This is a genomic window from Streptomyces sp. PCS3-D2 (assembly GCF_000612545.2).
GTDB lineage: Bacteria > Actinomycetota > Actinomycetes > Streptomycetales > Streptomycetaceae > Streptomyces.
In genome coordinates this window covers 5,171,915-5,191,692 of the sequence record NZ_CP097800.1, presented here as the reverse complement: position 1 = coordinate 5,191,692, position 19,778 = coordinate 5,171,915, and the positions used below count along the sequence as shown (strand labels likewise).

Here is a 19,778-nt window from a genome sequence, read left to right as displayed (position 1 = left end):
CCGGCGCCGCCTCGGCGACAGGACCTAGGGTGACCGTGTGACGACCCGCCTCTCGGCCCGCGCGGCCATCGCCTCCGTGTCCGACGCCGGCAGCTTCACCGAACTGCCCGCCCCCCGAGGGGAGTCCCCCGCCGACGGCCCGCTGGCCTGGGCCGGCTACGGCTCAGCCCGCGCCCGCGCCACCGAGCGCACGGGTGAGCAGGAGTCCGTCGTCACCGGCACCGCCCGCCTCGGCGGCCGCGAAGCCGTCCTGATCTCCTTCGAGTTCGGGTTCCTCGGCGGCTCCCTCGGGCAGCGCACGGGAGACCGGCTCGAAGCCGCGTACGCACACGCCCGCACGCACCGCCTCCCTCTGGTCTCACTCATCGCCACGGGCGGCTCCCGGATGCAGGAGGGCATGCTCGCCCTGACCCAGCTGCAGCGCGTGGCCCGCCAGAGCGTCCTGACCCGCGCCGCCGGGCTCCCCCAGCTCGCCGTCCTGCGCGATCCGACCACCGGCGGCGGCTGGGCCACCCTCGGGGCCGGTGCCGACGTGGTCCTCGCACTGCCCGGTGCCCAGGTCGGCTTCGCCGGGTCCCGGGTCCGCCCGGCGGACGCGGACCCGGCGGCGTACTGCGCCGAAGGGCAGTACGCCGCCGGTCACGTGGACGCCGTGGTCCCCGCCGCCCACCTGGCGGGCACCCTCGCCGACTGGCTCCGCGTGCTGGCCGCGCCCCGCCCGGACGGGCCCGTCAAGCCCCCGTCAGCGCTGGCCGGTGTACGCCCGCCGGACACCGGCTGGGACGCGGTGCGGCTGGCCCGCGACCCCGACCGGCCGCGCGCCGAGGCGTATCTGGACGCGTACTTCGAGCTCCGCCTGCACCTCTCGGGCGACCGGGCCGGCGGTACGGACCCGGGGATGCTGTGCGGGTTCGGACTGCGGGAGGGCCGGGCCGTCGCCTACGCCGCCCAGTGCGGCACGGCCACCCGCCCGGCGGGATACCGCACGGCAGCCCGCGTGGTCCGCCTCGCGGACCGGCTCGGCATCCCCGTGCTCACCCTGGTGGACACCCCGGGCGCGGCCAACGACGCCGCCGCCGAGCAGGCGGGCGCCGGAGCGGCCATCGCCGACACCTTCGCGGCGCTGGCGGCGGCCACCGTCCCGGTCACCACCCTCCTGATCGGCGAGGGCGGCTCGGGCGGCGCCCTCGCCCTGGCCGCGCCGGGAAATACCTGGGTCACCCCGGACAGCTACTTCTCCGTCATCGCCCCGGAGCTGGCCGCGGCCATCCTCAAACGCCCGACCTCGGCCGCCGCGGCCACGGCGGACCAGCTCCGCATCCGCCCCCAGGACCTGGTGGCCCTGGGCGTGGCCCGCGGCATCGTCGGCCCGGCGCGACCGGCGGACGGCCGGGGCCTGTCCGGCGGATCAGGGCCGGCCAGGTCACCGCATTAGGCCCGGGGCGCGCGGGCGTCGTAGCGGGCGAAGTTCCGCCAGCGCAGTGCGAGCAGGCCCACCACCAGGACACAGGCGAGCCCGCCGCCCGTGAAGGCGACGGCGGGCGAGGTCAGGTCGGCGGCGGTCCCGGCGAGGAAGTCCCCGAGCCGGGGGCCGCCCGCAACGACCACGATGAAGACGCCCTGGAGCCGCCCGCGCATGTCGTCCGGCGTGGCGGCCTGGAGCATGGTGGTACGGAACACCATCGAGACGGTGTCCGCGTACCCGGCCACGGCCAGGAAGAACAGCCCCAGCCAGAGGTTCCGCGTGAGCCCGAACACCGCGATGGCCAGCCCCCAGGCCGCGACCGCCAGCAAGATCGCCAGCCCGTGCCGCCGGACGCGGGCCTGCCAGCCGGAGAACAGCCCGCCCAGCAGCGCCCCGGCGGCGATCGCGGCCACCATCAGGCCGACCGTCTTCGCGTCGTCGCCGTACCAGAGCACGGCGACGGCGGGGAACAGTGCCTTCGGCTGAGCCAGCACCATGGCGGCCAGGTCGGTGAAGAAGGTCATCCGGATGTTGGGCCGGGTGCCGAGGAAACGCAGCCCGTCGACGACCGAAGCCCTCCCCCGCGCGTCTGCGGCCCGGTCCGGCTTCATCGACGGCAGCCGCCACATCGCGTAGAGCGCGGCGGTGAAGGTCACGGCGTCGATCAGGTACGCCCACTCGTACCCCCCGGCCGCGACGACGAATCCGCCCAGCGCGGGACCGACCATCGTCCCGAAGGTCATGGTCACGGAGTTGAGGGCGTTGGCGGCGGGCAGCTGCTCGGTCGGCAGCAGCCTGGGGACCATGGCGGACCGCGCAGGTCCGGTGAGCGCCCCGCAGACTGCCTGGAGCGCGACGACGGCGTACAGGAACCAGACCCGGTGGAAGCCGAGCAGCGCGGCCGCGGCGAGCGTGACGGACAGGAGGGCCGCGCCGAGGGAGCTGTACAGGCCGAGCTTGCGCCGGTCGACGGTGTCGGCGATGGCGCCGCCGTACAGGCCGAAGACGACGAGCGGGACGAGCGAGAAGAGGCCGACCAGCCCGACCGAGAAGCTGGAGCCGGTGATGTCGTAGACCTGGAGGGAGATCGCCAGGGTGGTCATGGCCTGGCCGACCCAGGAGATGGTCCCGCCGATCCACAACCTCTGGTAGTCGGCCGAGGTGCGCAGCGGGGTGAGGTCGGCGAATATGCGCCGCCTCGGAGCGGTCCGAACGGTCGTACGAGTCACATCGGATGATAACCAGCGGCCCCCTTGCGGTCCGCGGGGTTTTCCGGCCCTTCCACCCATCGGCACCAGCCGTCCCACCCTGCCCCGTGCTTCCGGAGCAGGCGGACGGTTGCCGCTAACTCGCCACTATCACCGCACATTTGACTGAATCGGCGTGCGCTCCTCACCTCTCGTTCAGCTCATGATGAAACGACTCGTATGTCCAGGGAGGCGTAGTGATCGAACCTGGCAACAGCACCACGAGCACCGGCACGACGCAGAACACGGTGCGCCCCACCGTGCCCCTCACCGTAGGCGTCGAGGAGGAGTTCCTGCTCGTCGACGCCCGCACCCTCCGGGTGGTCCCCGCCGCCCCGCTGGTCCTGGCGACGGCTGCCGGGCTGCCGGGCGAGATGCACCCCGAAGGCACCCGCTACCAGGTGGAGATATCCACCCCGGTCGCCGACTCGGCCGCCTCGCTGCGCGCCGAACTCGTCGCGCTGCGGCGCACCCTCGGGCGGGCGGCCCGCGCCCACGGCTGCCGGCTCCTGGCCGCGCCCTCACCGGTGGTCGCGGTGGAGGGGCCGTTGCACCTGACGGACGACGAGCCGCGCCAGCGCGAGCAGCACCGCCGCTTCGGCGCGCTCACCGACACCCTGGTCAGCTGCGGCCGCCACATCCACATCGGCACGCTCGACGTGGACACGGCGGTGGCCGTGTCCAACCGGATCAGACCGTGGCTGCCCACGATGATCGCGCTGGCCGCCAACTCGCCGTTCTGGGGCGGACGTGACACCGGTCACTCCAGCTGGCGGGCGATGGCCTGGTCCGGCTGGCCCTCGGCGGGCCCGCCTCCGCACTTCACGTCCACGGCCCACTTCCGGCGCTCCGTCCAGACCCTGCTCGGCTCGGGGGCGGCCCTGGACACCAAGATGGTCTACTGGGACCTCCGGCCGTCCGGACACTGGCCGACGCTGGAGTTCCGCGCGCCGGACATGTCCCCGTCCGTCGACACGGCCGTCCTCCAGGCCGAACTGGCCCGCGCCCTGGTCTCCACGGCGCTGCGCGAGACGGCCGAGCGGCGGCCCGAGCCGGCGGCACGGGACGACGTACTGCGCCTCGCGCGATGGCGCGCGGCCCACGACGGCCTGGAGGGCTTCGGCCTCGACCCGTACACGGGAACGGAACTCCCGGCGGCCGACCTGGCGGAGGCCCTGCTGGACCTGGTCGCCCCGGAACTGGCGGCCGCCGGCGACCTCGACCACGCCGCCAAGACCCTGGCCGGCCTCCTGCGCGACGGCTCGGGCGCCCACCGCCAGCGCGCCGCCTACGCCCGCCGCCAGGACCTGACGGACGTACTGCGCCACCTCGTGGACGAAACGGAGGACTTCTAGCCGGTCCCCGGCCCCGGCCCGCGGTCCCGCCCCGACGGAACAGGTCGGTCCGTTCAGATCGGGCCACGAGCAGCGATCGGCCCTGACCGGCGGGATGCCGGTCAGGGCCGATCGGAGGCGTGGGTCCGGGAACCGGCCCACCGGGTCCGCGCCCGGTCGACCGCAGCAACCGCTGCTGCTCCGGCTACCGGCCGAAGACCAGGGCACACACTGCGCAGACAGCCGCCGTCAGCAGCATGGCGTCCGCGACGACGTCGGCAACCACCTTGCGGTGCACCGGGCCGTCCGCCCCGGGGGCGCGTCGTCCCCGGCTGCGGTACTTCTTGAGCTCGGCGGCCGCCTTGTCGGAAGTCTTGAAGAACCGGTCCAGCAGAGAGCCCGCGAACCCGACCACGAGGTACCCCTCGCCCTCGGTGTCCACGACCCGCTCCTTCGGGAGCACGGTCAGGCTCCCGGACCCGCTGACCTCGATCCTGTGGATCGAGCCGTAGGGCACCTCATAGCTGAAGAGCGGGTTGACCACGGTGAGAGAGCTCTCACCGGCATGGACCCGGGAGCGGGTGATGCGGTAGGCGAACGATCCGGCGGCCAGCAGCAGCGCCGCCGCGAACCAGCCGTCCCGTTCGTCCTTCCACAGCCCGTCGTAGAGCCCCAGCACGGACCCACCGCAGAACAGCGCAAGGACGAGCAGGGCGAGCACCCGGAAGGAGCGGCGGCGGAGTACCCGTCCGCCCGTCACACGGCCGTATTCCATTCGGCTTCCCGTCCTTCGTGTGCGGTGGAGCCCGCCGAGGGGGCCGGGGAGCGGCCCCCTCGGCGGGATGTCATGGTGTCCTTCGGTTCAGCAGGAGCCCACCAGCAATCCGGGACTCGCAGGGCCGGCGCCACAGAATCCCAGGGCGAAGTTGGCGTTGCTCACCGAGTTTCCGCGGGTGACAGCCCAGTTGATCGGTCCTGGTTGTCTGATCGCCCCGCTGGTCGTGGTCGCCGGTTTGACGACGACGGAGGTCCGGGAGATCGCGCTGCCCCAGGTGGCCTGCTTGAGGGTGGCGCCGCCCCACTGAGCGTACTTGATGGCGGCACCCGTCCCGACGGCGGTCCAGGCCAGGCTCTTCCCGGCGGTCTTGAAGTCCCACTCGCCGGTCGTGACCCGGTCACCGACCAGGACCACGCCCGCGCTCACGACGCCGGCGACACCGCAGACGCCCGCCGAGGCGATCACACACGTCGCGAAGCCCGCCGCCGGAAGCACCCGGTTCTTCCAGCCGTCCCAGGTGCCGAAGGTCTCCTTCGTGCCGTCCCAGAACTTCTGCCAGCCGGACCGGTTGTCCTTGGTGTTCTTCTTGACGTCGTTCTCCCGGGCGCGCTGCTCGTCCGCCTTGCGCTGGGCCTCGCGGGCCGCCGCGTCCGCCCGCGCCTGCGCCTGGGCGCGTGCGTTGTCGGAGACGAACGGGCCATACACCCTCGGGGTGGTCGCCGGCCGGTACGGGCCGAGGACGGGACTGCGGCCGCCGAAGTACGAGGACCGGCTGAACACGGTCCGCCGCCAAGCCATGACGACCCGGACGACCAGACGCACGAGGTTGATGATCGTGCGGATGAAGCTCCCGAAGAACTTGCCGTCGGGGTCCGCGTACACCAGCGGATTGTTGTTGCCGTAGGTGTAGCCGTGCATCTGTTGCGGATCCCCGGTGTCCATGACGGGGTCCACGGAGATGAAGCGGCCGAGCGTCGGATCGTACTCGCGCGCGCCCAGGTGCGTCAGGCCGGTGGCATCCGCCGTACCCCCCACGAAGCCCTTGCTGCCCGGCCAGTGGGACGGCTGCGCGACGCGCTGGCCGCCGAAGACGTGCTGCTTGCGGCGGGTGACCGCCTGGCCCATGCCCATGAGGACGGCGACGGTGGCCGTGCCGTGGTGGTCGGCCAGCATGACGCTGGTCTGACCGCTCACCTTGGTGGCGACGGTCTTGCCGTCCTGGACGTAGTGGCGGGTGCCCGTCATCTTGCCTGCCGTGTCGAGCTTCAGCTCGTTGCCGGCCGGCAGGTAGAGGGTGGTCCCGGTCGCGTCCTTGGCCACGACGCGGTTGCCGTCGGGGTCGTAGCCGTACTCGGTGGTGCGACCTCCCTCGACGACCTTGGCCAGACGCCCCTCGGCGTCCCAGATCAGGTCCTGGGCGCTCGCTCCGACCTTGCGGGAGGTGGTGTTGCCCGTCTTGTCGTAGCCGTAGGTGTCCTTCTTCGCGTCGGCCTCTCCCTCGGCCTGGCTGGTCACGGAGGTCAGGGCCCGCTTGCCGGCGCCGTTCTCGCCGTAGCCGTAGGTACGGGTGATGTCCTTGGTCGCCACCACGTCACCGGCGACCTTGTGCTGGACCTCAGTCTTGCGGTTGCCGATCGGGTCGTAGGTGAAGGAGTGCCAGTAGGCGTCGGGACCGCCGACCTTCGGCGCGGTGCCGCCGGCGGTGCCGTCGGCGTTGGGCTTGGCGGCGCAGCCGTCCGTCGCCGTCCAGGCGTTGGTGATCCGGCGCAGCGCGTCGGTGGTGAAGCACTGGGTGTCCACCGACTTCTGCTGGTCCTGGCCCGAGGCCGTGGCCAGGCGGGTGATGTTGCCCGCCAGGTCATAGGCGTACGTGGTGTCGTCGATGCGCGCCGGGCCCGTCTCACGGTCGGTGACCGTACGGGTCAGGTTGCCGGTGTGCTCGTCGTACTCCTTGGTCTCCCACACACGCAGACCGGCCTGGCCGAACTCGGTGCGCAGCGGACGCTTGAAGGCGTCGTACGTCACGTTGTTGACCAGCGGGCCCGCCAGGCTGCTCGTGCCGACGACCTGGTCGTACGGCAGCGAGGTGGAGTAGCGGTGGCTGACCCGCTCGGCGGCCTGGCCGCCGAGGGCCGGGTGGCGGGTCCACTCCAGTTGCCCGGTGCGCTCTCCGTAGCCGTACGTCCACTCGTAGGTTCCGGCCAGCGCACCCTCACGGCCGGGAATGGTGATCCTGGTTCCGGTGGGCTGGTAGCGCTGGTTGAGCCCGGTGGTCTCGAAGACGTACTCCTGTCCGTCCAGGTAGCGGACGGACTTGGCGACCTGCCCCTTGGCCACGGAGTCGTAGATCCAGCGGGAGAGCGTGGTGCCGCCCTGCTTGATCTCGGTCTTGCGACCCAGCGCGTCATAGGCCGTGGTGATGGTGACGCCGTTGGCGTCCTTGGCCGACACCGGCCGGTCGGCCTGGTCGTAGGCCGTCTCGATCGGGCCCTTGTCCGGGTCCTCGGTCCGTGTGACGCGCCCCCGGTGGTCGTAGTGGTAGCGCCAGACGGAGCCGACCGGATCGGTCGCGGTCTCCTTCAGGCCGGCCGGGGTGTAGGTGTACTTCGTGGACTGCCAGGTGGTACGGGCGTCGTCGGTGTACTGGATCAGCTCGACCGTGCGGTCGTCGACGTCCTTGACCGTGGTGGTCGCGGTCTCCCCCTTGGGCGGGATGATCGTCGTCCGGTCACCGTCATAGCGCGTCGAGGTGCGCCGCTGCTCGACGGTGTTCTTCTCCGCGATCTGCACGGTGGGGCGGCCGGCCCCGTCGTACTCCGTGCGGACCAGGTCCGCCACCTTGGTGTCGTCGCCGGTCACCAGGGTCGGGGACGGGTCACCCGTGGCGTAGTAGCCGTTGTAGGTCTTCCACTCCAGGCCGCGGGAGTCGTACTTCTTCTCGGAGATGATCCGGCCGATGCCGGTGCCGGAGGGCACCTGCGTCTCGCGCTCACGCAGCAGACCGTCGTAGAAGGTGTACTCGCTCCGGTAGTCACCGGTGTGACGCAGGGTCTTCGTGGTCACCACGGTGGGCGCCGTACGGGAGACCGCGTACGTGTACTCCCTGCTCGGTTCCTTGGGGTGCTCGGACTTGGTCCAGCCGGGCTCCCACGCCTTGACGACCCGGCCCAGGCCGTCCCGTTCGGCGTCGGTGCGCCGTCCGTTGACATCGGTCTTGGCGGTCTCCTCGCCGCGGCCCGGGTCCGACTCGACGCTGGAGGAGTGGCCCAGCGCGTTCGCGGTGACCGTCTTGGTGGGCACGTACTGGGTGGCGGGGGTGAAGGTCGTGGTGGTCTTCTCGCCCGCCCCGTTCACCGTCTCGACGGTCCGGCCGTGCTGGTCGGTCTTGTTGGTCTCGACGGTGACGAAGCCGGTGCCGGCCGCGTCCTGCTCGTCCACGCGGGTCACGTCGCCCTTGGTGGGGGCGGCGCCCAGGGTGGTGGAGCCGTCGAAGTAGGTGCGCCTCTCGGAGATCAGGTCACGCGGCAGCGTGAGGGCGGAGCCGCAGAGCGCGGCCGTCTTCTTCACCGACGCGGTGGTCGCCAGCAGGTTCGCCCCGGTGTTGCGGGCGTACGTGGTGGCCGTGCAGCTCTCGTCACCGCTCTTGCCGGTGTCGCCGTGGTCGGACTCGGTCGCGAGCATGCCGTGCGCGTCGTAGGCGCGCTCCACCTTGGTGCGGCGCCAGCCTCCGCCGACCTGGGTGCGGGTGGTCTCCGTCTGCTCGGCGGCGGACCTCCGCGCGGTCAGGGCGGGCAGCCCCGGCCGGGCCCGGCTGGCCGTCACGGCGGACTGCCAGGGGGTGAAGGTGCCGGCCTCGATCAGCTTGCCGTCGAGGAAGGTGCCCTCCTCGCGGGTCATACCGGAGAACACCGCCTGGTCGGTGACCTTGTTGCCCTCGGAGTCGGCGACGTCGGCGCCCGCGATGCCGCGGAAGTAGCGGTTCTCGGTGTGCAGCCTGGGGCCGTCGGTACCGCTGCCGACCGTGGTGCGCACGTGACCGTAGCCGCGGAAGTCCGCGTACGTGAGGTGCTCCGGCTTGGCGAACTCGGTCTCGGCCTTCGCCCAGGCCGCGCCGCCGAGGTAGGTGTAGTTGGTCTGCTTGGGCGGCGCGCCGCCCCACCGGTCCTCTTCCCGCACCTGGGTGACGACGTAGGTGTGGAACCAGTCCTTCACCGGCTTGTACTCAGCGGCCGGCGAGTCGGGCGAGGACCAGAACACCGGATAGCAGCGCTTGGTGTTGGAGGATTCCGAGGGCAGCGATCCGGGGGTGCACTCGGGCGCCGAGTAGGTGACCGCGATGGTGCCGCCGGACTCGGTGTTGACGGCGTTCACCCGGTAGCGGATCAGCGGCGGAATGCCGTCGCCGGTGGCGTCCACCCGGTTCTGGAGCTGGGTTCCCATGAAGGTCACCGGAGGGAGCGAGACGGGCGTGCCCCCGGTGTGGCCGGTGCGGGTGACCGAGGCCAGCCACAGGGCGGGGCTGGAGCCGTCACCGGTCGACGGGAACTGGTGCGTCAGCTTCCAGGAGTCGACCTTCTGGTAGCCGGTGCCCACCCGGACCTCGGTGGTGATGTCCGTGATCCGCTTGCGGGACCAGAAGGACGGGCTGTAGCGGCTCTTGCACTCGGTGCCCGGTGCGCAGTACTGGTCGAACGGCACGTCGGGCCAGTGCTTGGCGTTGTCCTTGGTGAACTTGGACTCGGCGCAGTCGAACGAGGAGCCGGGCAGGCAGCGCTCGGCCTCCTTGAAGGTGATCTTCGCTGCCGGGGTGCCGGTGTAGAGGTTGCCGGCGCGCAGGCCGTACTCGATGCGCTTGAGGTGGCCGCCGCGGATGTAGGGGGTGGCGGTGGAGGCTCCGGTGGACGTGTTGACGTTGCGCCCGTAGTGGTTGGTCTCCTTGCCCCAGTAGTACGCCATCGCGTCCCCGTGCGGGCTGACGACGTAGTCCAGGTTCCAGCGCCAGCCCTGCTGGCACCAGGAGTCGGCGAAGGCGCTCTTGTGGCAGGGCTCCGCGGACTGGTTGCCGTAGACGGGGACGGTCCAGGTGGAATCCGTCACCGCCTTGCCGGAGGACCAGCCGGGCAGCCGGTGGTAGCCGAAGTAGTACTGCACGCCGCTGGTGTCGGTGACGCGCCAGTACTCGCCGTTGTCGTCGCCGTTGCCGCGTCCGGTGTCGGTGAGGCGTTCGACCTTCGTGCCGTCGTCGCCGGCCAGCTTCCAGACGCCGGTCTTGTCGTCCTTGACGAGTTCGCTGGTCTTGCCGCCCAGGGAGAGTACGGCGTTGTCGCTGCCCCAGCAGAGGTCACCGGTCTTGGCCTTGTTGTTGCCGCCGGTCATGTCGTTGTTGCACGGCCGGTAGCGGCGTTCGACGAAGCCGGGCTCCAGGCCCCAGCCGTCACCGATGTTGTTGGCCTGGTTGTTGGTGGCGGCCGTACGGCCGTCCAGCGAGGAGGAGTTGTAGCTCAGCGCGAGCTTCGGGCCGAGACCGCCGGGAACCGTGGGGGTCTGGAGGTCGTACGACCAGGTGAAGGCGCCGGAAGGGCCACCGGACTCCCAGCTCGCGGAGGGTGCGAGCGGGGTGGCCGTGAAGTCGCCCTCGGATCCGGCGGGGGTGGAGCCGACCGCCAGCAGGGTCGAGGAGCCGGCGGACGCGGCCGCGGGGGCGGCGGCGTAGGAGGCGAAGGAAGCCGTGCCCGTCGCCGGACCGGCGCCCGTGGCGGCCCGCCCGCCGTCTCCGGCCGTAGGCCCGGCCGGGTCCGTCCCCGGGGTCGCCGTGGCCGTGCCGAAGGTGGCCTCCGCGGTGACCGTGCCGTCCTCGGGCCGGTTGCGGACGTTGCCGAGGGGCTTGGGCTTGCATTCGGCGCGGTCCGGTGTGGTGAGCGCGCAACCGGGCAGTTCGGCGAGGGTGAGCCGGGAGGCCCAGCCGCCGCCGTAGGCGTTCTGGAAGGCGGAGTAGTCCACCTTGACGTCGGCGGCCCCGCGCGCGCCCTCGACCGCGAGGACCACTCCGTCCACGCCGGCCTTCTCGGTCTGCGCCCGGTCGAGCACGCGTACCCGAACGTCGCCTGACGCCGGCCTGGCCCCGGCGGCGGCCTTGGGCGCCAACTCCACCGGCAGTCCGCCCGGCTTGGCCCGTGCGGCGGCTCCGTGGCCGGCGAGCTTGAGCCGTTCGGACCCCGCGGACGGCCAGTCGGCGTCCTGGGGGTTAAAGGTGGATGAAGCCACCGTGTCCTTGCCGGACTTCACTTCTGTGACGGGTACCGGCTTGGTCTGCTGCAGCGCGGGCAGGGACAGCGGGGTCAGCGCCAGCGCCTCTGCCGAGACGAGGCCCGCGAGCAGCGCCGTGGAGGTGATGACGGTCACCGATCTGGCGAGCCCACGGCGCCTGCCTGACCTGGTTTTTGATATGTGCTCCGCCGACGGGTCACCGTCGGCGGGAATGCTTGGCGCATGTCTGAAGCGCACACTTCCCCCTTGAGTCGAACGATCCACTATCGGCCACGCATTATGCAAGTCCATTACCTGCGCCGAACCTTCCGCCATCGCGGCACCCTCGTCCGGGGACCACGCCCGAGAACCGAATGCGCTGTTCCGAGGCACTTCGCCCTCCTCGCAGACGACAGCGCGAAGACCCCGTCCCCTGGCCGGATTTATCCGTGCTATACCTTCGCTTTGCCGATCTGACGTCCCATGAAGAATGCGGGGGAGCACGCCATGCCACATCCGAAACCACCGACGAGATCCCGAGGAAAGTTCCGAATAGCCACCGCCTCGGCGGTAATCACCGCTCTGAGCATGCCTTTTCTGGCAGCCGCCCCGGCTTCCGCTTCCACCCCTTCCGGCAGCACCTCACCGGCCTCCGGGAGCACCGCCGGCACGCCTGAGGAGACCACTGCGGCCCAGCGGGCGGCCGACTCGGGCAAGCCCGTCGAAGTGGTGTCCCAACGGACCGAATACGACACCGTGTTCGCGAACCCGAACGGCACTTTCACGATGGAATCCGCCGTCGCCCCGGTCCGGGTGCGCCAGGGCGGCAAGCTGGTACCGGCCGATGCGACGCTCCAGCCCACCGGCAACGGCACGGTCAGGCCCAGGGCTGCCGCGGTAGGGCTGGAGTTCTCCGCTGGTGGCGACGCCCCGCTGGCGACCATCACCCGTGACGGCCGGTCGATGACCGTTGACTGGCCGGGCAAGCTCCCCGCACCGGTCGTGGAGGGCGACACCGCCACCTATCCCGAGGTCCTGCCCGGAGTCGACCTCAAGATGCGGGCTTCCGTCGGGGGCTTCCAGCAGCTGCTCGTCGTCAAGAACGCCGAGGCTGCGAAGAACCCCGCCCTGAAGACCGTCACGTTCGGCGTGGCCGCCTCGGGCGTCGCCCTCTCCACCGACGAGGCGGGCAACCTCAAGGCGCTCAACCCGGCCGGCCAGGAGGTGTTCACCGCCCCCACCCCGACCATGTGGGACTCGGCGGGCATCCCCACCGGTGAGGCGGCACCGGCCGCGCCGGCCGCGTCGCCACGCTTCCTGAAGGGCGCCCCTCGCTCACTCGTGGCTGCACCGGACGCCCCGACGGCCGCGCCCGACGCCGCCACCGCCGCCCGCGAACTCGGCGGCCTGCCGGCCACCCCGGCCGAGGACGTGTTCGAACCCCGGCACGGCGCCGTCGAGAAGCGCATGCCGATCGCGGTCAAGGGCGGCGAAATGGCGCTGAAGCCGGACGCGTCCGTCCTCACGTCCAAGGACACCGTGTACCCGGTCTACATCGACCCGACGGTCAGCGGCGCCCGGCTCAACTGGACCTCGGTCGCCAAGAAGTACAGCACCACCTCGTACTGGAACCACTCCTCCGGCGTGGCCCGGGTGGGCTACGAGTCCGACACCGGCGGCACCTGGCGGTCCATGTTCACCATGGACACCAAGAAGCTGCACGGCAAGCAGATCATCGACTCGGTCTTCCGCATCAAGAACACCCACTCCTGGTCCTGCACCAAGAAGCCCGTGGAGCTGTGGCGGATCAACCCGATCTCCTCCGCCACCACCTGGGCCAAGCAGCCGTCGTGGGTGGCCAGGGTCCAGACCCTGACCGAGGCCAAGGGCTGGGGCTCCGGCTGCCCGGCCGGCAACCTGGAGTTCAAGACCAAATCGGTCGCCGATCTCGCCGCCGCGAACAAGTGGCCGACCGCCACCCTCGGCCTGCGCGCCTCGGAGTCGGACACCTACGGCTGGAAGAAGTTCGACGCGAAGTCGGCCGTGTTCTCCACCACCTACAACACCACCCCGTCCACTCCGTCCGGCCTGGCCACCAGCCCCGCCACCGCCTGCACCGCCTCGCCCGGCACCACCGTCGGCAACACCGACGTCCAGCTCTCGGCGAAGGTCACGGACGGCGACGGCGGGACGGTGACCGCCCGCTTCAAGGTCTGGGAGACCGGCACCAGCAAGGTGCTCTACGAGAAGACCCAGGCCGTGACCTCCGGCAACATCGCCCGGGTCACGGTGCCCAAGGGCTCCTTCGTCGACGGCAAGCAGCACTCCTGGCAGGTCCGGGCCGAGGACGGCAGGGCCAGCTCCGCGTGGAGCGGCACGTGCCGCTTCCACGTCGACCAGAACGTACCCAACCACCCGCCCGGCATCAGCTCCCAGCAGTTCCCCGACGGTGACGACGGCTGGCCGACCCAGACCGGCACCGCGCGCTCCGAGGGTGTCTTCACCCTCTCCCGCGGCCTGGCCACCGGTGTCGCCTCGTACGAGTACTGGACCGAGTGGTCCCCCACCGTCCGGACCGCCACGCCGGCCGCCGTGGACGCCCCCGTCGACGTGAAGCTGACGCCCCCCGTCGCCGGTCCGCTGCGGGTCTACGCCCGCTCGCTGAGCAAGGGCGGCAACCGCACGGCCATCCAGACCTACCTCTTCTACGCCAACAGCCCCGCGCTGAAGGACAAGCCGGGCGACCTCAACGGCGACGGCACATCGGACATGTACGCCCTGCGCACCACGGGTGAGCTGTGGATGTACGCGGGCAACGGCAACGGCACCGTCGGCCGGTACCAGGAGGCGGGCGTCACCAACCTCGCCGGCGCGTCCATCACGCACCGCGGCGACTGGACCGGTGACGGCTACGAGGACCTGGTCGCCGCCACCGGGCCGAAGGGCTCCCGCCAGATCCAGGTCTTCCCGAACAACGGCTACGGGCACGCCTGCACCGCGTTCGGTGAGACCGCCGAGGGCGGGGACTGCGCGGACGAGCGCCGGGACCTCCAGGTGTACGAGGAGCCCAACAACCACTTCAAGAACGCCGACCAGATCCTGGCGATCGGCGACGTCGACGGTCCCACCGACCTCGACGGCGACGGCACCATCGGCGAATGGGACCTGCCGTCCTACCCCGACCTGCTGGTCAAGGAGGGCGACCACCTGTGGCTCTACTTCGGCCATGCCTCCGGCTACCTCGACGAGTACGCCGAGCCGGTCCTGGTGGGCAACGGCTCCTGGTCGAACTACGACATCGCCGCCCCCGGCGACCGCACCGGCGACGGCCGGGTCGACATGCTCGCCCGCAGCCGCATCAACGGTGACCTGCGCCTCTACACGGGCACCGACGCCGCCGGCGGCGGCCTCGGCAGCGGTCCGGCCGCGATCGTCATCGGCACCGGCTGGACGGTCTCGCACCGCCCGCTGATCACTGCGCTGCCGGACGGCAACGGCGACGGCAAGACCGACATCTGGTCCTCCGGCGGCGATGCCAAGCTGTACTTCTACAGCGACATCAAGGGCACCGGGACCGAGGTCGGCACCGGCGGCTGGCAGAACTTCTCCGCGCTGAGCTGACCGACACCGGCCGCACACGCGACACGACGCCGCCGAGGGGGGCGGGGGCCCGGTCCCCCGCCCCCCTCAGGGCGGATCGGAGGGCGGCCGGGCGCCTCCCCGTCAGCGAAGTTCTTGCCCCGGGGCAAGTAGTCGGTCCGCGGTCCCAGAGGAGTCGGTGTCTCCGTTCGGCTCCACGGTCACCGGCGTCGCGCGCCGCCCTGCGAGCTGATGACCCACGCCAACACCGGCTGAGTGAGCGGAGCACCAGCTTCGCCCTCCCAGTGCGCCCGCCACCCACCACCGGGAACCACTCCCGCTATCCGGTGGACGCGCTCCAGATGAGAGAAGCCCTCGAAGTCCGTTACGGGCCTGAGCGCACCTCGTTCTGGGTCCACGATGAGAGCAGCGCCGGTGGTCGGGTGCCACGCCTCGACACCACGCTGCCGGCCCACCGCGGTTTCAGTGCCGGAAAAGAAGGCCATCCAGCCTGTCTCAGTGAAGTAGTCCACGCCGGGCATTCTCATGGATGTGCTCGCGCGCATCTCGCTCGCTCCCCACTCGGCCGCACGCATCGGTACGGTTCTGGGAGATGAGCCCGAACGAATGAGCCGTGACGCCCGGCTCCTGCCTCGCGTCTGCGGCCCACCACCACCTTGGGGGTGCATTGATGTTGGAGGAAGCCGAGGAGATCGGCCGTCGCGTACGGCGGGCACGGCTGCGACTTGGGATGCCACAGGCCGACCTCGCTGCCGCTCTGGGGAAGACGCAGGGCTGGGTGTCCAAGATGGAACGCGGCCTGATCGAGCTCGACCGGGTCGGGCTGCTGAACCTCGTCGCCGCCGAGTTGCACGTGCATCCCAACAACCTGATCGGCCGGCCGTACGCGAGCAGCCCCGCCGAGAATCAGTGGCAGGTCTCGGCAGCAGCCATCCTGCACGAGCTGCGCCGCTACGACCTCGCGCCGATCTTCGACGGCGCCCCCCGCGCGTCCGGCGAGCTGTAGCGGGACATGACCCGCCTGCACCGCCTGCGGGACGCCGCGGCCAACACGGCGATCCTCGCCACCCTGCCCGACCTCCTGCGCGAGGCCCGCGCCCTGGCCGAGGCCGCGACCGGTCACGAACGCGAGGAGGCATTCGCGATCTATGCCGTCGCGTGCAAGTTCGCCCACACCGCCGCGCACGCCTTGGGGCACCCCGAACTCGTCGCGATGGCCGCGGAGCGCGCTGCATGGGCGGCGCGCCTCTCGGCCGACCCCGTCATGCCCGCGCTCGCCGACTGGATGCGTGTCTGGGACATGTGGGCGACGGCCGATTGGGACGACTCGCTCACCCTGTCCGACAAGGCCATCGCCAGCGTGCAGCGCGAGTATGAGCTCGGCGAGCCGCTCGCCCTACGGATGTGGGGCACGCTCCACCTGCGCGCCGCCGTCGCCGCGGCCCGTGCCGGCCGACCGGCCGAGGCCGACGAGCGGATCAACCACGCCCGAGCCGCTGCCCGCCGAATGGCAGGCCACCACAACCCGCCGATCTACGACCGCCACTCGGTCACCTTCTCCCCCGGCAACGTGCAGATCCACGCGATCAGCGTCGCCCTGGAGACCGGCGAGCAGACCAAGGCTCTCGCCATAAACCGCCGCACGGCCCCCGAGCTTGTCGCGGCCCTTCCCAACTCCCGCCAGGGTCACCACCACATGGACCTCGCCCGCGCGTGGCTGTGGGATGGCAACCGCGACCGCGCGCTCACCGAGCTGGAGACCGCGGAGCGGATCGCCCCACAGCTCGTAAGGAACCATCCGATCGCCCGGTCAACCCTCCGAAGCATCGTCTACGCCGAGCGGATCGCCACCCGCGAGAAGCTGCGCCGCATGTCAGACCGCTTCCACCTGGACGGATGAGGCGGTATTCCTCCGATTCATATTGGGCCCCTGACGCGCCCCTAACTTCTGGGGCATGACAGGACGACCAACACCCCATCTCCCTTCACAGGGAGGCAAGTTAGGGACGGCCGGGCCGTTCTGCCCACGACTCGGCGACCTCGCCCGCGACACCGCCAAGGATGGGCGAATCGGCGTCATCGTGACGCTGCCCAGAGTGGGCGCCAGCACGTACCACCTGCGTCCGCCGGGCGGCGGCGACGAGTGGTCGGCGCCCGCTGACGGAACCACCCTGCGCCCCGTCCCGGCGCAGACCACGTACGTGACCCCGATGCGGCGCGACGCCGTGTACGACCACCGGGCCCAGCAGAGCGCGCTGCCGGTCCTGGTCCACTACGACGACGGCGGTACGGCCGAGTCCCTGCTCGTCCTCACCCCGGACCAGGTCGAGTTGTACGCAATCCAGTTCGCGCGGCTCATCTCCCAGCGCGAACAGGCGCAGGGGAACGCCGCATGACCGCGCGCCAGGCTGCGCCGAGCGGGATCGCAGGCGGCGATCCGGTGGGCCGCTTCCTGAGCTGGATATGGGCGCTCGGCACTGCCGCCGGATTGGCCACGCTCGCCACCACGACCACCGCTGAGCTCGGCCACCGCGACGCGCTGTCGGCCATGACCGTCCCCGACGCCGGATTCCCGGCGCGCTGATCTCCCTGTTCTCCCGGATGACCCGACAGATCCCGGGCGAGCGGGGCACGCCTCGGCTGGCACCGTCCCCAGTCGCGCCGGCCGAGGCGCTTCACAGCACGTCCCATGCACCACTGACCAAGGAGGCAAGGACCGTGACCGTAGTCCAGGAACGTCCCGCGACCGACGCGCGGAATCTCATCGGCGCCAAGCTGCGCGCGACGCTCGTGTCCACCATGCAGGCCAAGTTCCCCGAGCTGACCGACGACAAGGCCGACCGCGGCGTCGGACAGATGCTCGCCTTCCTCGCGGCCGGCGCGCACAGCGACACCCCACTCAGCCCGTCCCCGCTCGTCGACGATTTCTGGCACGCCTTCCTGCTGCACACGCAGGCGTACCAGGACTTCTGCTCGGGCACGATCGGCACGTTCGTCCACCACCAGCCCGGGTTCCTCGACAAGGAGGAGCACGGCGGCGGCAAGGCCCTGCGCGCCCGGACTGTCGACGCGATCGTCGAGGCCGGGTTCGTGATCGACATGGAGTTCTGGCCCGAGCTGGACCTCGCCGACTGCTCGCAGTGCCACGCCAACTGCCACAACAGCCCCAAGTACGCCTGACGTACCGCCTGCGGCCGGTCCTCGGCTTGTGCCACTCTGTGGCCGAGCCGGGGACCGGCTTCCGTTCTGCACGAGGAGTACGCGGGTGGACCGCACCGCATGGCTTGAACTCCCGCCCGAGGCCCGTAGCGCCGTCGAGACTTACACCGGCCCCGTCGAGCACGCCGAGACCGCAGAGACCGGCGTCATGGCCCGCCTCGCCTGCACCCTCCACACCGCCACCGGGCCCGTCTTCGTCAAGGGCACCCGGAGCGACGAGCCCACAGCGTGGATGTACGACTACGAAGCACGCGTGACCCGCGTCGCACCGCTCGCCCCCCGCGTGCTCTGGCAGGTCGACGTCGGCGGCTGGCTGCTCACCGGGTACGAGTACCTCGTCGGTCCCCACCCAGACCTCAGCCCCGGCTCACCCGACCTCGGCCCCTTCCTCGACGCGCTCACCACCATGTCCGAGGCACCGTGGCCCGAGCAGGTCCGCAAGAAGCCCCTGCACCTCCGCTGGTCCGGGTTCTTCCCTGCCGACCGCTCCCCCGATCTCGAAGGCCGGGCTCTCGTCCACTCCGACGTGTCACCGCTGAACATGCTTGTCACCGGAGACGGCATCCGCGTACTGGACTGGGCTCTTGCCTGCCCCGGCCCGGCGTGGGCTGACGCAGCGTTCGCCATCCCGCGGTTCATTCACGCCGGCCACACCGCGGAGCAGGCCGAAGCCCTCGCCCAAGCGGTGCCCGCCTACAGCACCGCCGAGCCCTCGGCCGTCACCACCTTCGCAGCCACGCTGTGCGGTGTCTGGGAGAGCCGCGCTGCCAGCGACCCGGCGCCGCACCGTGCCCCCCTGATCGCTGCCGCCCGAGCCTGGACCATGCATCGCAGCCGTCAGGACGTGCACAGCGCTTAGCACCGAATCCCAGTGCGATCGCCCTACGCGGTTCCTCTCTTGGCCGTATGGATGCCACCGGCCCTGAGCCCCACCTGTTCGCGAACCGATGGCAGCGCTGCGGCCGGTTCCGCTCCGGTCCAGCCGGGGCCGGCCCATGTCCCGCTTCTTGAGCGCGGACACCTGCACGATCTGCTGCCACACGACGATCACCCACCGGGCGACGTGGCGTGCCCGCAAGGCGAAGAGGGACACGTCGCTCTGATGTTCTACCGGCCCAAGACGGCGAGCGGTGAGGATCGGATCGTCGATCTCGACGAGCTGACCGTCGGTGCGCTCCTGGGTCACAAGCTGCGGCAGGGGGGAGGAGCGCCGCAAGTGGAAGTCGGCGTACCGGGACCACGGGCTCGTGTTCGCCCATGAGGACGGCGACGCCCTGCGCCCGGATCACGTCTCCAAGCTCTTCGGTGGACTGATCGACGCCGTCCCGCTCGAGGACGACGCGCACCCGCCCGACGGGAAGCCCGGACGGCTGCGGCTGCGGCACGGGTGGGCGTTGCTGGTGCTCGCCGCCAGGGGTGGCATGCGGGCCGCGCCAGGGCTCCTCGGGCACGCCACCGTGACGGTCACCACAGCCCTGTGGGGACGCCTGCCCGGTGGGCCGGGTGCGAGGCGGTTCCCGGCCAAAGGCCAGAGCTCGGCTCGCCTGATGGCACGGCAGACCCAGAAACGCCGAAGCCGCAGGTGCGATCGTTTCTGCACCTGCGGCTTGCGGTGGGGCGGGTGGGACTCGAACCCATTTCAGTGACGCGTCTCACCTGCGACGATGCCGAAAGACCGGACATATCCATCCGACTCCGTCCGGCTGCGTCCCCCCTCGATCCCGCTCGATCGGGGGCCGTTAGGCGTTCGCCACACCAGCCCCTTCCAGGACTTGCTCCCCACGCTGTCGCCCCGGATCACAGCAATGTTGCTGTCTGAGTTCCCATCCCCATGCCCCCTCTTCGACAACAGTCGCCAGTTACGTTCTGTAGCACATAGCCTTCCGCCT

11 protein-coding genes and 1 pseudogene are annotated in these 19,778 nt (G+C 71.1%); 8 read left to right on the top strand and 4 right to left on the bottom strand.

What is annotated here, in order from left to right; all coding sequences use genetic code 11:
• Window positions 1-37 precede the first annotated feature (37 nt).
• Window positions 38-1,435: a carboxyl transferase domain-containing protein gene (locus AW27_RS22780; RefSeq protein WP_052030887.1), complete on the top strand. Its 1,398-nt coding sequence runs from the start codon at window positions 38-40 to the stop codon at window positions 1,433-1,435.
• On the opposite strand, the gene AW27_RS22775 is transcribed toward AW27_RS22780, so the two are convergent.
• The gene (locus tag AW27_RS22775) at window positions 1,432-2,694 is read right to left on the bottom strand and encodes an MFS transporter (protein WP_037923954.1); all 1,263 of its coding nucleotides are present in this window, start codon (window positions 2,692-2,694) and stop codon (window positions 1,432-1,434) included. The genes AW27_RS22780 and AW27_RS22775 overlap by 4 nt on opposite strands.
• Before the next feature lie 215 nt (window positions 2,695-2,909).
• On the opposite strand from AW27_RS22775, the gene AW27_RS22770 reads away from it, so the two are divergent.
• On the top strand, window positions 2,910-4,067 hold the full coding sequence (locus AW27_RS22770) for a carboxylate-amine ligase (protein ID WP_078556681.1): 1,158 nt from the start codon (window positions 2,910-2,912) through the stop codon (window positions 4,065-4,067).
• A gap of 184 nt (window positions 4,068-4,251) precedes the next feature.
• Here the strand turns inward: AW27_RS22770 and AW27_RS22765 are convergent, their stop codons facing one another.
• The 3 genes from AW27_RS22765 to AW27_RS22755 form a co-directional block, all read right to left on the bottom strand.
• On the bottom strand, window positions 4,252-4,821 hold the full coding sequence (locus AW27_RS22765) for a hypothetical protein (RefSeq protein ID WP_037923952.1): 570 nt from the start codon (window positions 4,819-4,821) through the stop codon (window positions 4,252-4,254).
• 87 nt (window positions 4,822-4,908) lie between these two features.
• A complete protein-coding gene (locus tag AW27_RS22760) occupies window positions 4,909-11,226 on the bottom strand; it encodes an RHS repeat domain-containing protein (protein WP_052030885.1) in 6,318 nt (2,105 codons plus the stop codon).
• A 296-nt stretch (window positions 11,227-11,522) separates the two neighbouring features.
• Window positions 11,523-11,855, bottom strand: a complete 333-nt coding sequence (locus tag AW27_RS22755; RefSeq protein ID WP_236647704.1) for a hypothetical protein — start codon at window positions 11,853-11,855, stop codon at window positions 11,523-11,525.
• 1 nt (window position 11,856) lies between these two features.
• Here AW27_RS22755 and AW27_RS22750 point away from each other — a divergent pair, with 1 nt between their 5' ends.
• The 6 genes and pseudogenes from AW27_RS22750 (at window position 11,857) to AW27_RS22725 (ending at window position 18,748) form a co-directional block, all read left to right on the top strand.
• Window positions 11,857-14,691 carry an FG-GAP repeat domain-containing protein gene (locus tag AW27_RS22750; RefSeq protein ID WP_236647702.1) on the top strand — a complete coding sequence of 945 codons (2,835 nt, stop codon included), beginning with the start codon at window positions 11,857-11,859 and terminating at the stop codon, window positions 14,689-14,691.
• 649 nt (window positions 14,692-15,340) lie between these two features.
• A pseudogene (locus tag AW27_RS22745) lies at window positions 15,341-16,570 on the top strand (helix-turn-helix domain-containing protein).
• A gap of 196 nt (window positions 16,571-16,766) precedes the next feature.
• A complete protein-coding gene (locus AW27_RS22740; protein WP_236647700.1) occupies window positions 16,767-17,066 on the top strand; it encodes a hypothetical protein in 300 nt (99 codons plus the stop codon).
• Window positions 17,063-17,254, top strand: a complete 192-nt coding sequence (locus tag AW27_RS22735) for a hypothetical protein (RefSeq protein ID WP_037923949.1) — start codon at window positions 17,063-17,065, stop codon at window positions 17,252-17,254. The genes AW27_RS22740 and AW27_RS22735 overlap by 4 nt, the downstream gene beginning before the upstream one ends.
• A 134-nt stretch (window positions 17,255-17,388) precedes the next feature.
• A complete protein-coding gene (locus AW27_RS22730) occupies window positions 17,389-17,850 on the top strand; it encodes a glycine-rich domain-containing protein (protein WP_037923948.1) in 462 nt (153 codons plus the stop codon).
• 85 nt (window positions 17,851-17,935) lie between these two features.
• Entirely contained in the window at window positions 17,936-18,748 is an 813-nt protein-coding gene (locus AW27_RS22725) for a phosphotransferase (protein ID WP_037923947.1), read from the top strand.
• Window positions 18,749-19,778 lie beyond the last annotated feature (1,030 nt).